Source organism: Vibrio sp. 10N.222.54.A3, from assembly GCF_041474095.1.
Lineage (GTDB): Bacteria > Pseudomonadota > Gammaproteobacteria > Enterobacterales > Vibrionaceae > Vibrio > Vibrio crassostreae_C.
Map to the genome: position 1 here is coordinate 1 of NZ_JBFRTN010000058.1, position 12,470 is coordinate 12,470.

General features: G+C 44.1%; 10 protein-coding genes and 2 pseudogenes. 6 read left to right on the top strand and 6 right to left on the bottom strand.

The window, feature by feature from the left end:
• Nucleotides 1-139: 139 nt before the first annotated feature.
• Both uhpT and AB4507_RS12960 read right to left on the bottom strand, forming a co-directional pair.
• A pseudogene (gene uhpT, locus AB4507_RS12955) lies at nucleotides 140-418 on the bottom strand (hexose-6-phosphate:phosphate antiporter); the annotation flags it as partial.
• A 406-nt stretch (nucleotides 419-824) separates the two neighbouring features.
• Nucleotides 825-1,158, bottom strand: a pseudogene (locus AB4507_RS12960) (DUF1840 domain-containing protein).
• Nucleotides 1,159-1,473: 315 nt separating this feature from the next.
• Between AB4507_RS12960 and AB4507_RS12965 the strand changes: the two are divergent.
• On the top strand, nucleotides 1,474-2,664 hold the full coding sequence (locus AB4507_RS12965) for a GGDEF domain-containing protein (RefSeq protein WP_136977864.1): 1,191 nt from the start codon (nucleotides 1,474-1,476) through the stop codon (nucleotides 2,662-2,664).
• A gap of 25 nt (nucleotides 2,665-2,689) precedes the next feature.
• Here AB4507_RS12965 and AB4507_RS12970 read toward each other — a convergent pair whose 3' ends face one another.
• Nucleotides 2,690-2,974: a hypothetical protein gene (locus AB4507_RS12970; RefSeq protein ID WP_017061541.1), complete on the bottom strand. Its 285-nt coding sequence runs from the start codon at nucleotides 2,972-2,974 to the stop codon at nucleotides 2,690-2,692.
• A 157-nt stretch (nucleotides 2,975-3,131) separates the two neighbouring features.
• On the opposite strand from AB4507_RS12970, the gene AB4507_RS12975 reads away from it, so the two are divergent.
• On the top strand, nucleotides 3,132-3,998 hold the full coding sequence (locus tag AB4507_RS12975; protein WP_372182797.1) for a pirin family protein: 867 nt from the start codon (nucleotides 3,132-3,134) through the stop codon (nucleotides 3,996-3,998).
• A gap of 196 nt (nucleotides 3,999-4,194) precedes the next feature.
• Here the strand turns inward: AB4507_RS12975 and AB4507_RS12980 are convergent, their stop codons facing one another.
• On the bottom strand, nucleotides 4,195-4,476 hold the full coding sequence (locus AB4507_RS12980; RefSeq protein ID WP_017111355.1) for a pyrimidine/purine nucleoside phosphorylase: 282 nt from the start codon (nucleotides 4,474-4,476) through the stop codon (nucleotides 4,195-4,197).
• A gap of 309 nt (nucleotides 4,477-4,785) precedes the next feature.
• Between AB4507_RS12980 and AB4507_RS12985 the strand changes: the two genes are divergently transcribed.
• Nucleotides 4,786-5,250 carry a DUF2850 domain-containing protein gene (locus AB4507_RS12985; RefSeq protein ID WP_065111764.1) on the top strand — a complete coding sequence of 155 codons (465 nt, stop codon included), beginning with the start codon at nucleotides 4,786-4,788 and terminating at the stop codon, nucleotides 5,248-5,250.
• A gap of 386 nt (nucleotides 5,251-5,636) precedes the next feature.
• Nucleotides 5,637-8,171, top strand: a complete 2,535-nt coding sequence (locus tag AB4507_RS12990) for a glycosyl hydrolase family 18 protein (RefSeq protein ID WP_372182798.1) — start codon at nucleotides 5,637-5,639, stop codon at nucleotides 8,169-8,171.
• Between the two features lie 313 nt (nucleotides 8,172-8,484).
• On the opposite strand, the gene AB4507_RS12995 is transcribed toward AB4507_RS12990, so the two are convergent.
• Nucleotides 8,485-9,333 (bottom strand): alpha/beta hydrolase, encoded by an 849-nt coding sequence (locus AB4507_RS12995; protein ID WP_372182799.1) that lies wholly within the window; start codon nucleotides 9,331-9,333, stop codon nucleotides 8,485-8,487.
• Between the two features lie 201 nt (nucleotides 9,334-9,534).
• A complete protein-coding gene (locus AB4507_RS13000; protein ID WP_017082983.1) occupies nucleotides 9,535-10,128 on the bottom strand; it encodes a TetR/AcrR family transcriptional regulator in 594 nt (197 codons plus the stop codon).
• A gap of 160 nt (nucleotides 10,129-10,288) precedes the next feature.
• Between AB4507_RS13000 and AB4507_RS13005 the strand changes: the two genes are divergently transcribed.
• Together AB4507_RS13005 and AB4507_RS13010 are read left to right on the top strand one after the other, a co-directional pair.
• Nucleotides 10,289-11,245, top strand: a complete 957-nt coding sequence (locus AB4507_RS13005) for an AEC family transporter (RefSeq protein ID WP_372182800.1) — start codon at nucleotides 10,289-10,291, stop codon at nucleotides 11,243-11,245.
• Between the two features lie 123 nt (nucleotides 11,246-11,368).
• A complete protein-coding gene (locus tag AB4507_RS13010) occupies nucleotides 11,369-12,409 on the top strand; it encodes an acyltransferase (RefSeq protein WP_372150271.1) in 1,041 nt (346 codons plus the stop codon).
• The last annotated feature ends 61 nt before the right edge of the window (nucleotides 12,410-12,470 follow it).

Consider the following 12,470-nt stretch of genomic DNA (forward strand, 5'->3'; position numbering starts at 1 on the left):
GATTGATTAGGGCTTGGTTATATTGTTTCCAGTTAGTTGTTCTGTAGCGAGGCTTTGGCATTGCTCTAAGTATGTGAGTGAACTTAGATGATCTGATCGTAGCTTTAAGCATTAGTTCCCTGATTTAGGAAACAAAGCCGTTTTTACCATCGGCATAATAGGAAACGACGGTTTTACCGATACCGTAAGTGATAGAGAAACCCAGACCGATAAGACCTAGATCCGTCATCGATAATCCATAAGTAGAAATCATGTCGTTTTGCGCGACATTGAAGTTCTTACGGATCAAATACATGGTTAGATAACCAATGAACACGACGAGGTAAGATTGTAGGAATGGTTTAAACCACATTTTTCTTCTAGTTTCGACCGGAAGATCCAGCGTCGGTTTTCGAACCTGATCTAGGAACTTTAACATTGTGAACTCTCTTATTTTTTGTGAGGTCTGCACGGCATAATTGCGGCCATACATTGTTTGTTAGTTGACCGTGAAATAATAAGGAGTCTAAAAATCGACCGCATGAGAGAGGGTCTTAGAATAACTAGGAAAAATTCTTAGTTCAGAATTGGGAGTCAAGAAAGCGTGAACAGCATCACTTTGTTTACGGTCTGTTATGGATTGATATTACGATAACAAAAGTCACTCATTTCAGGGCTGACGAACCTTGTAAATAAACAGAAACGAGTGGATTACTTCACTAAAAAAACACCAGTATCGGTTCATCACCATAAAACTCCATGGTCATGGTGTGTCCGATACTGGTTCAGCATTCATTCTGATTAAAATAGATTCAATAGGCTTGTTACGTTTCGCGTGAATCGTACTACAGTCGCTTGCCGCTACCGTCTTCCCACATTACTTCACATTCATCTTTGATGGCAGCTTTTAATAATTCAACCAGTGGGAACGCTCGACTACCGATATTAACAGGCGCTTCAACCACCTCTTCTTCATTGTCGTCATCAGTATTTTCATGCTCTACGGACTTGCTCTGCTGCAATAGCAGCACGTAGATTATCCAGAGCTTGAGGAACCTCTGAAGCATCCATAGCACCTGGGATGGAGCCGCTATGCCCAAGCATCTTGATGAACTGGAGGCCGACTTCACCAAACATCGTGACACTAGCATGAGCTTTACAACTAAAGGTAATTAACATAATGAGCCTTTCTTAATTTTGGTCGTTTACAAACTATGTGGAGTAACTCTCTGGAAAGCAAGTAGATAAACATCAAACAACGGTTACAAGTTTGATGCTTAAATCTAATCTTCTAGAGATGACCAGCACCATCGGTGATATACATCACTATTTGGAATTGATTGAACAGCCTTTCATATGAAACCTTGATAGTAGTCACACTAAATAGACATCTAAGCCTCTGCATAGCTTGTTATTTAATCTACTATTAACACCATTATCAAAAACTTTGGCACAGATCACATGAAAAGGCTCGTCGGCAGGCACCTAGAAGAAATGGCGGACATACGATCCACCCGCAAGCAAAAAATTGTCCACTCCTTTTCACTGACTGCCGCTGCGTTATTCATTTTCTATACTTGGGCTTACTTCGAAGGCGAGCATTACACGCTGTCAATATTCGAATTGTGCTTCGCCATCATTGCCATTTCTAACGCTTTATATGTAAGAAAAGTCATCAATCCTGAGTATTCCGAATTGATTCTGAGTGGTATTCTTCTAGTTCAGGGCGTCATCCTATTCTTGTACAGTCACGCCATCCCAGATCGCATCCTCTGGCTCTACCCAATTCTGGCCGCGGTCATTTTCATTAATGATTTCAGAATTGGCATAATCTTCAGCACCTCGTTTTGCCTGTTCATCAGCACCTTGATTACAGCAATGCCCAACAATTTTTCTTTACCATTTAACAGCACACACAGATTTTTCCTTAGCTTATTTACCATGAGCTTGGTGTGCCACACATCCGCCTATTACTACACAAAAGCCGTCAGTTATATTCAACGCCTGTATAAAGAAGGCATTGAAGATCTCGCTTACAGAGATCAGTTAACCGGCTTGGCAAACCGTTGGAGCTTTGAACGCTGGGCGACAGAAAAACTAGCCACCGTGGATAGTGAGCGATCACTTACGGCATTGGTCTTTTTGGATATAGATGACTTTAAAGGCATTAACGACAGCTACGGGCACGATGTGGGAGACAGTGTCTTACAGCATTTTGCCAATCGCTTGAGCAACAACATTCGAACCAGAGACAGAAAAAGCCATGAATACGATTATTCCATCGCGCGCTTTGCTGGAGACGAGTTTGTTCTGATGCTCTACGATGTGCCAACTCGTAAAGATCTAGACGGCATTCTAGATAGGATCTGCGGGCTGTTCGAAAGCGGCTGCCAAACAAACGAGAGAATCAAGGAATTGACGTTAAGTGTTGGGGTTGCTTTGTATCCGCAAGATGCCCAAGAATTACATGAGCTGACGAGATGTGCTGATAAAGCGATGTATGTTGCCAAGCATTCAGGAAAAAACCGATATGCTTATTATCACGACAACCCAGTATCGACCCTGATAGAAGAACTACCAACGAGCCTTGTTAGCTCAGCACCGGATTCATCTGAACTTGAAGATTGCTTTGAAGCGAAGATCGAAGGGAACAATGTTACGCTATTAAAAACGCGCCAACGCTAGCCATTCCTATAACGGAGCGGCGCTGCTAACCTGCAAGGTACATAAGCCAAAGACTCACTAACCCGATCATAATAATCCATATGACTTGACGTGTTCGGTTTGGGTTATTCCCTTTAGGTCGCCTCACCACGGTTTTAAAAGCGGCTTGCTTAGCTGACTGAATAAACGGCGCTTCTATCTCACGTTTTTTCACGCGGCGTTTAACCGCGCTGTTTGCAACCTCTGTAAAGCGCTGGCTTTGCTCCGTTGTAAAGTCGTTATCAAAACCTATCCGACCATGCCTTTCGCCATGTTTTTGCTGAACTGCCATAGCGGCCTCCTTGGCGATATACTCTCTATTGAGTATAGACATAATTTCATATTGTTACCTGTTCAAGATTTTCGAATAAGTCACTCAACGCTGTGCCATCTTCTTTTTAAATCAAATTACATAAACTACAGCTATTCAAGTTTATGAGGGTTTCAAAATGACGAATGTAAGAGCAGTAGATCATGTGATTACAGCACATGCCACCTCAGATGGTGATGGCGTCAAAATCCAACGACTCGCAGGTTTTAATAACGCACGTTTCTCTCCATTTTTAATGATTGATGAACTGAAGTCGGATGAAAGCAAAGACTATGTTGGCGGCTTTCCTCCACATCCTCACCGTGGGATAGAAACGCTCACTTACATGCTCCAAGGTCACTTCCAACACAAAGACCATATGGGGAATGTCGGTGAACTTCGCAGCGGTGGCGCACAATGGATGGCCGCGGGGCGTGGTGTGATTCACAGTGAAATGCCGATGATGGAAGAAGGTACGTTGCACGGCTTTCAGATTTGGATAAACCAACCAGCAACACACAAAATGCAGCCAGCGCAATACCATGATTTCCAAAGTGAAAGCATTGCAGAACATCCAGATGAGCAAAGCGGTTTATTACGAGTGATTGCAGGTGGATTTGAGCTGTATAACCAAAATGATGTAGACACTTTACAAGCGCAGGGGCCATTACAAACAACAGGTGTGCCATTAAGCGTCGCGGATTGGCGGGCGAATTCAGGGCAAAAAGTGACGTTAGGGACCAAAGTTAATCACAATGCCATGACTTACGTGTACCGAGGCAGCGTTAAGATCGGCGACAAAGTGATCAATCAAGGTCAGCTTGCCCTACTCACCAAGGCTGAATTGTTGTCTTTAGAAAGCCTAGAAGATTCAGGTGTACTGATTTTTTCTGGTCAGCCGATTAATGAACCGGTTGTGCACTATGGTCCGTTTGTCATGAACTCGATGGAAGAGATTGAACAGACGATTCAGGATTACAACAACGGCGTATTTGAGACTTACTGATTTACAGATGTCTGTCTTGAGATTTGAATTGAAGATTGAAGATTGAAGAGATTTTGCAACGAACAACGAATTTTAGTCGTCCATTTGATGACTGTAAAAACAAGTGACACTATCCACTGCCGGTTACTATCACTTATTTAACCACGCTCTTAGAGCGTGGTTTTTTCTTATTAGTCAGAAACTAAAACACAACTTCTTATAAGTACTCACACAAATAAGCCGTTGCTTCTTTTACCTGTAGGTCGAAAGAAGAATCGCCCGCAACGTCAAAAGACTCACCAGATTGGTATGTCGTCCAATCGTCATCGCCAACACGCTTTACAATCAGAGCACCCTTTACAACGGTCATCTTTTCTGGAGCTGCGGTACCGAATGTGTATTCGCCAGCAGCCATCACACCAACACTCACATCAGCACCAGACTGATTAAACGCTAACGACTTAACGCCACCATCAAAGTATGTATTCTCTTTAATCATTGTACTTCCTTGTTATCTTCAAATTGCAATTATTGGGCTTCAATGAATCAGCCTATGCGTAAATTCACGTGATAATTGTTTTAACCAATTCACGACATTCCTACAAGAAATAAATACGCATAGCTTAAGTCTTTTCTACAATAGAGATGCATTGACTAAACGAATGTCATCAGAAAGACTTAAAATTAGCCAAAGCAACCCATTTATCTAGAACATTCGATCCTGCTTCTAACTCTCGCAACTATCTTTGCAAACTAAGGTTTTAATTTATAGTATTTAAGGCAGTATGAGTAAGGAAAAGACGAGAACATGGCGAAAAAGAGCACCAAAATAGCAGATCTATTTGCCAACTCGTTACGTTACATTTTCTTATTGGTTGCCGCTATTATTGCTCTCACTGCAGGGTATTTCGCCTATCAAACCCACCAGCAATCCGTCAGCCCAAGTAATGTGTACGGCACATGGATAGAGATTGGCGCTCCACCTTACAAAACCGACATCCTGACTCTTTCCGACAATGGCGTGATGATGAACCATCGTTTCATCAGTACTTCATTTGATTTTGATGGCAAAGTTGTCACCATAAATACAGGTTCTGGGTCAACGGTTTATACGATAAGTGGTACCTACGATTCCCCTCGTTTAAAACGACTCGTTCCGAGCGTCCCTTCACAACAGTTCATTAAAGAGGGCTATGAAGACACAGCCGCGGGTGATACCCACAGTGTTATGCAGCAACGACGCGCTTCATTAGCGGAGCAATTCAAACGATAAACCCCTTAGTTTTTTGAATAAGCACTGTATTTATCACGCAACCTATCTCAGCTTCATACATCCAACTCTGTGACTCCCCTTCAAATGACGATATTTTCTTATAGTTTGTCGCATCTTTTCATAACTTCATGTCGCGTAATTTCACTTATGAGATTTTCATTCTGAAGGATGTTTTATTTTATAAAACATGGACTCAGCCTCTCACTCATTAAGCAACAGAATTGTAACGAAACAATATTTTTTAGTTGTCCATCGAAAACGGATTTATTTTCAGTTATAAAATTAAAACTCTCTCGAATACTGACTGGGAAGCTCCTTCAAAACTGATTGGAGCCGTTTATGGGGCCATTTGGTTCTCGTAACCTTCAAGGAATGAGAGAAATAGTATGATTCGTATTAATACCTGTGCGGCAAGCATTGCTCTAGCGCTATCAGGTACAGCATTAGCTGCACCAACAGCACCTAGCATCGACATGTACGGTTCCAACAACCTACAGTTTTCTAAAATTGAACTCGCGATGGAAACGACTTCTGGCTATAACCAGATGGTTCAATATCACGACAAAGCAAAGGTCGACGTTAAATTCAACCAATGGAGCGGAACGTCAGGAAACACTTACAACATCTACTTTGATGGCGTTAAAGTGGCCACTGGCCCTATAACTGGCAGCCAAACGACAGCTTCATTCGAATACGGCCAAGGCGGCTTATTTCAGATGGAAATCGAAGCGTGTGACGAAACAGGCTGTGCCAAGAGTGCACCCGCTCAGATCACAATCGCAGATACCGATGGCTCACACTTAGCGCCACTTGCGATGAATGTGGACCCGAACAACAAGTCATACAACACAGATCCAAACACGGTAGTAGGTACTTACTTTGTTGAGTGGGGCATCTATGGCCGTGATTACACAGTCGATAACCTTCCCGCTGATAACTTGACCCATATCCTTTATGGCTTCATCCCAATTTGTGGTCCTAATGAATCAGTGAAATCAGTAGGCGGTAACAGCTACAACGCACTCATGACAGCGTGTCAGGGCGTTAACGATTATGAAGTGGTGATTCATGACCCTTGGGCCGCTTTCCAAAAAAGTTTCCCGCAAGCAGGGCACGAATACAGCTCCCCTATCAAGGGTAACTACGCGATGATGATGGCGCTTAAGCAGCGTAATCCTGATTTAAAAATCATTCCATCGATTGGTGGTTGGACACTGTCTGACCCGTTCTTCGATTTCACTACAAAAGCGAACCGCGACACCTTCGTTGCGTCGGTTAAGAAATTCCTCAACACATGGAAATTCTACGACGGTGTAGACATCGATTGGGAATTCCCTGGTGGAGGCGGTGCTGCTCCCGATCTTGGTGACCCTGTGAATGACGGCCCTGCTTACATTGCATTGATGGCAGAACTGCGCGTTATGTTGGATGAGCTAGAAGCGGAGAACGGCCGTACTTACGAGCTAACATCAGCGATCGGTGTTGGTCACGATAAGATTGAAGACGTGAACTACGGCGATGCTATCCAATACATGGATTACATCTTCGCAATGACTTACGACTTCTACGGCGGTTGGAACAACGTGTTAGGTCACCAAACAGCACTCAACTGCGGTAACTTCATGCGCCCTGGTCAATGTGATGGCACAGGCCTTGATGAAAATGGCGAACAGTACACTGGCCCTGCTTACACCACAGACAACGGCATCCAATTGCTGCTTGAGCAAGGTGTTCCAGCGAACAAACTTGTGGTTGGTACAGCGATGTACGGTCGTGGTTGGGAAGGCGTATTACCATCATCACTTTCAGATCCAAGCGACCCAATGACTGGCGTAGGTAATGGCAAACTGACCGGCAGCTCTGCTCAGGGTGTATGGGAAGATGGCGTTATCGATTACAAAGGCATTAAAGCGAACATGCTTGGTGCAAACAACCAAGGCATCAACGGCTTTGAATATGGTTACGACGAAATGGCAGAAGCGCCTTACGTTTGGAACCGTACTTCAGGCAAGCTGATCACATTTGATGATGACCGCTCGGTAAAAGCAAAAGGCGCATACGTTCGTAGCCTTGGCCTTGCGGGTTTATTCTCTTGGGAAATTGATGCGGATAACGGCGATATCCTAAATGCGATGCATGAAGGTCTAGCAGGTGGAACTACTGATCCTGTAAACCGTAAACCAACCGCAGCAGCGGGCGCAGACCAATCGGTTGAAGGCCCAGCTTCTGTTTCTCTAGACGGTAGCGCTTCAAAAGACAGCGACGGTACGATTGCGAGCTATGCTTGGTCACAAGTAAGCGGAACGGCAGTAACTCTGGCCAACGCGAATGCGGCTGTTGCAAGCTTCGATGTGGTTGAAGTCGCTCAACAAGAAGTACTCACATTCAGCCTAACGGTAACTGATAACGAAGGTGCTACTGCAACTGACACCGTTGTTGTAACGGTAACTCCTAAAGACACAGGCCCAGTCAATACAGCACCAGTTGCTGTGGTTACGGCTCCGGCTGAAGTGAATGCGGGTGATGTAGTCGTGGTTGATGCTTCAGCTTCGAGCGATGCTGAGCAAGACACATTGACCTTCACGTGGGATGTACCTGCTGGTATTGATGCAACGGTTCAAGGTTCTTCAGTAAGCTTTGTGGCGGCGGAATACACGCAAGATACAACGCTGAACTTCTCTGTAACAGTCAGCGATGGCACAGAGACATCAGTCGCGGCTACTTCAGTGAAAGTGCTTAAGAAAACCACAGGCGGCGGTACGTGTACTAACGCTTGGGATTCAAGTGCGGTCTACACTGGCGGCGACCAAGTGACTCAAGGCGGTAAGGTTTGGGAAGCGAAATGGTGGACAACCGGTGAAGATCCAACAACGACAGGCCAATGGGGCGTGTGGAAAGAGATCGGTCCTGCAAGCTGCTAACTAAAAATAGTGCTTAGTTAAATACTGACTAAGCATCAACTAAATCCCTAAAGCAAAGGCCAACCAGAGAATGTCTGGTTGGCCTTTTTATTATTTGTTTTCTTAACTGGCGTTCTACTTGCTTGCGCTCGTTATACCAATCACAGTAAGCAAGTGTTCAAAAATAGCGCAGGAAAAAAGCTTGAGAACAAGGCTGCTCTTTTCAATAAATAGTTTCGATAAGTAGTTATTCTACAATCAAAAAATCTAACGACGTTATCGAGATTTTTAACAAGCTAGGGTGAACAGTTATTTACTACGATTGGTATTAGACTTAGCCAATCAAGTTATCAAAGCTCTCAAATACTTGTGGGCACTTCATTACTCGCCCATGGCCTTGGCCTTGAGTCGCAATCAAGGTAACGCGACCCATTTCATTAGCGGCACGCTGAGACACATCAAACTTAGTAAACTTGTCTTGCTCATCATGAACAATGATCGTCTGAGACTCACGAAGCGCAAGCTTTCCATAGGGATCAACAGATTGAATTGGGTAGTTAAACTGTTCTTCCACTTCACCCACGACCGCCTCAAACAGCTTCATTGAGTAACCAGAACGAGCCACGCTGCCAAATAGATTTTCTAAATAATCCAACACAGGAGCAATTAGCAACAAAGGTTTGTTTTCCAATTTAACGTGCTTACATTCCAACGCAGAAGCCGTACCCATACTGTGACCGACTAAACCTGCTACTTCACCAACCGAATCTAGAATCGCCTCTAAGCCGTTCACAAACGCAGGGATATGACCATGCACGCCATCGCTGCCACCATGAGCAGGATGATCGTAAGCCAAGGCCGTAAAACCTTTCGCGGCGATGTGTTCCATTAAAGGAAAAAACTGACTCGCGGTGCCTGACCAACCGTGGGTAAGCACCCAAACTGGGCCAGTACCTAGAGAGTACGTTTTTAGCACACCATCACGGCCTTTGATTTCACTCTTGATCAGCCCTTCTGGATCAGCATTTTTTTGCTCGGTACGCATTGGAGTGAGCAGTAGTTTACGTGCCGTTTTCTTTGCGTGGCTCGGCGCTAAGATGTAATGCAGATTGGTTGTAGCGCCAATTAGGCTGCGCTTGAAGCTGAACTTGTTCGATGTATTAAAATAGATTTTGTCACTCATGACCGTTCCTTGTATCGCCATCATCATCTGGCGGATCGAGCTCGGCCCTAAAAATCGAACGACCGTGCTATTTGTTAATATAAAAAATGGCGCTGATGCTACTTATAGAAGTTTATCGTAGCTTTCCGCCATTTCTCTTAAAATTATTTGTCATTGTTACCTAGCTTAACTTACCTAAGCAATGCTCCGCTTAAAAACGAATTAAGCGACTTTCCAGCTAGCGATTAAGCGCTGTACACCACTCCAAAAGTGGGTGTGGCTCGCTTGTTGGCCTCGTAACGAGTAGAACAAGTTCGCACTCAAATAAAGGCCATATAATTCAAAGGTTGCCTGTTTTGGATCTAAATCGGCTCTGAACTGTTTGCTCTCAACCGCTTTTGCTACCTGAATCGTCAAGTAATCAATCCACACTGAAATGGTTTTCTGCAGTGCCTTCTGAATCACAGAGGTTTCACTGCCAGCATCTTTCCAAGCATCAATAAACATGCAACTGCCTTGGAATGAATGATTCCAACCCAGCCAGTTATCGAGCAGTTGTTTAAGCTTGGCTTCAATATCACCGTCGCCCAACTCTCTCGCCGGAATGATGACTCTTTCAGTGAATATGGCGTTGGAATATTCGAGTACAGAGAGTTGCAGGTTCTCTTTAGAGTTGAAGTGCGCAAACAATCCACTCTTAGACATACCACACTGCTTGGCTAATTCGCCAATCGTCAAACTCTCGAGACCATTTTCGCTCGCAAGTGCGAATGCATGGCTCAAAATATACTCTTTGGTTATCTTTCCTTTGCTCATTATTCACCAACAATAAATCTGATGCTTTATTTTTAGCACGTTCGTACTTTTTTTCAAGTTTTTTACTTAACCCTTGGTATTCATTTTGTCTTATCAAAGAACTGTGGAAAAATGCGACAGTATTCAAAGGAAATTGAGATCGACTAACAAAGGAAAAACAATGAACACACTTTGGGAACAGTTTGCGTTTTCGGCGTCAGTTACAGGTCCTATCTGTTTAATGCTGTTTCTTGGTGTGATGCTTAAGCGAATCGGCTTAATCAATGACAATTTCATTGATGTCGCGTCCAAGGTGGTGTTTCAAGTCACACTACCCGCAATGCTATTTCTGAGTATTGTTCAATCGAATCACAACTTTTCAGCCAGTAGCGCGTTAGTTGCGTTTGGCGTCATCGCTAACTTTGTCTTTTTCTTGTTTACTATTTTCTCGACCAAATTGGTATTCAAAGGCTCGAAAGATCAAGGTGTGATTGTCCAGGGTGGATTCCGCGCTAATACCGCGATCATCGGCCTCGCCTATGTGGCTAATATCTATGGCAACCAAGGCGTGGCATTGGCGGCTATCTATGTCGCATCCCTAACCGTGTTGTATAATATTCAAGCCGTAATTGCACTCACACCAAAAGGCGAAGACACCGGCGCGAAAGCGATTAAAGTGATCGCCAAGTCCATCACCAAAAACCCGTTAATCATCGCTATCTTCTTAGCGGTCGTCTTCTATGCACTTTCAATTCCCATTCCAAAAATGGTGACTGACGCTGGTCAATACTTTGCCAACATGACGTTACCTTTGGCTCTGCTCTGTACTGGTGGTTCTCTAGATATTAGTTCGCTCAAACAAGAAAAGTTGTCTACGTGGTTCGCCTCTAGCTACAAGTTAATTGCCTCACCGTTACTAATTACATTGGCTGCTTGGTACTTAGGATTTGAAGGGCTCGATCTAGGGCTTATCTTCTTGATGAGCGCAGCACCAACGGCAGCAGCAAGCTACGTTATGGCTCGTGCGATGGGAGGAAACTCAACACTGGCGGCTAACATCATCGCGCTTACTACTGTTGTTTCTCTTATCACTTGTACTCTCGGTATTTTTTTACTTACTGCAATGGATTTAATATAGCTGCGACAGGCTTCAAAAAACCGACACAAGCCTTGAAACAAAGGTCATAAGCCTTGATTTAAGACTAACTGGTTGGGCATAAAGACTGCTAGATTTCGTAAAAATTTTACTAAGAGATCTGATATGTCTTCCGTTCAACATACGCCTTCACAACACATCGCCAGTATTGAGTTGGGTCGAGTGATTGCTATCTTGGCGATCATTGGCTTACATGGCCAAGTGGCACTCACTTATTGGCAAATAGATGAAGTGCCTTGGATCGGTTATGTACTCAACCAAACCGCTCGTTTTGCGGTACCTCTGTTTTTCCTAATTTCCGGTTATCTTATTCAGCCTAAGCTGACTGCCTCCCCGTGGCAAACCGTCATTAATTACTCTAAACCACTGCTTAAGGTTTGGTTAGCATGGAGCATCATTTGCTTAGTGATGCCATTCAACCTCGCGAAGGTAGAAGAGTTTGGTTACCTAGGTGAGCGCCAAGGCTATTGGGGTTTCTTAATGAACACGCCACTTAACTCTTTCTTAGAGGGTGGATTGGTTCATTTATGGTTTATTCCCGCTCTCGTATGTGCAGTTTTGATCATTGCTTTGATAGTCGAAATGAAACTCGACAAACTGCTATTACCAGCGGCAATTGCACTTTACGTCTATGGTGTTTTAGCGGGCAGCTACGCAACGCTAACCGGGTTAGAAGCACCTTTCTTCACACGTAATGGCCCGTTCTTTAGCACGTTAATGGTGACCTTAGGTTTCCTTATTCGTCAGAATCAATGGAAGGTGTCATCAACTAAAGCGTTGGGGTTATTAGCGTTAGGCATGTTGATTCATTTTGCTGAGGCATCATGGCTCACCACGTTCGACGTCGGATTCAACATGAATGATTTCTTGTTTGGCACGGCGCTATGGGGGATGGGCGTGTTCATGTGGCTTTTAGCAAATCCAAACATGGGTAACTACGCTTGGGTTCGCGCCATTTCAAATCGCATGCTAGGTATCTACGTCAGCCATTTGCTGATCATTATCGTGTTGTTCAATGTCTGTGGAGTTTTAGGCATTACGGAATTGGCAAAAGACGTTACGGTATTTTTTGGCACCGTATTGTTGAGCTTCGGGTTGGTTGTTGGAATCGAAAAAACACCACTGCGACGTTTGCTGCTTCGTTAGTGTTTGTGCCTAACATCATCAGCTAAATCAGTTTTAAAGAGTCACAATCGAGTAGGAGGAG

Bases quoted from the DNA above. Each gene is read 5' to 3' on its own strand.
- AB4507_RS12995 (WP_372182799.1), bottom strand. From the start codon at position 9,333: ATGAGTGACAAAATCTATTTTAATACATCGAACAAGTTCAGCTTCAAG.
- AB4507_RS13005 (WP_372182800.1), top strand. From the start codon at position 10,289: ATGAACACACTTTGGGAACAGTTTGCGTTTTCGGCGTCAGTTACAGGT.
- AB4507_RS13000 (WP_017082983.1), bottom strand. From the start codon at position 10,128: ATGAGCAAAGGAAAGATAACCAAAGAGTATATTTTGAGCCATGCATTC.
- AB4507_RS12985 (WP_065111764.1), top strand. From the start codon at position 4,786: ATGGCGAAAAAGAGCACCAAAATAGCAGATCTATTTGCCAACTCGTTA.
- AB4507_RS12990 (WP_372182798.1), top strand. From the start codon at position 5,637: ATGATTCGTATTAATACCTGTGCGGCAAGCATTGCTCTAGCGCTATCA.
- AB4507_RS12980 (WP_017111355.1), bottom strand. From the start codon at position 4,476: ATGATTAAAGAGAATACATACTTTGATGGTGGCGTTAAGTCGTTAGCG.
- AB4507_RS12965 (WP_136977864.1), top strand. From the start codon at position 1,474: ATGGCGGACATACGATCCACCCGCAAGCAAAAAATTGTCCACTCCTTT.
- AB4507_RS13010 (WP_372150271.1), top strand. From the start codon at position 11,369: ATGTCTTCCGTTCAACATACGCCTTCACAACACATCGCCAGTATTGAG.
- AB4507_RS12970 (WP_017061541.1), bottom strand. From the start codon at position 2,974: ATGGCAGTTCAGCAAAAACATGGCGAAAGGCATGGTCGGATAGGTTTT.
- AB4507_RS12975 (WP_372182797.1), top strand. From the start codon at position 3,132: ATGACGAATGTAAGAGCAGTAGATCATGTGATTACAGCACATGCCACC.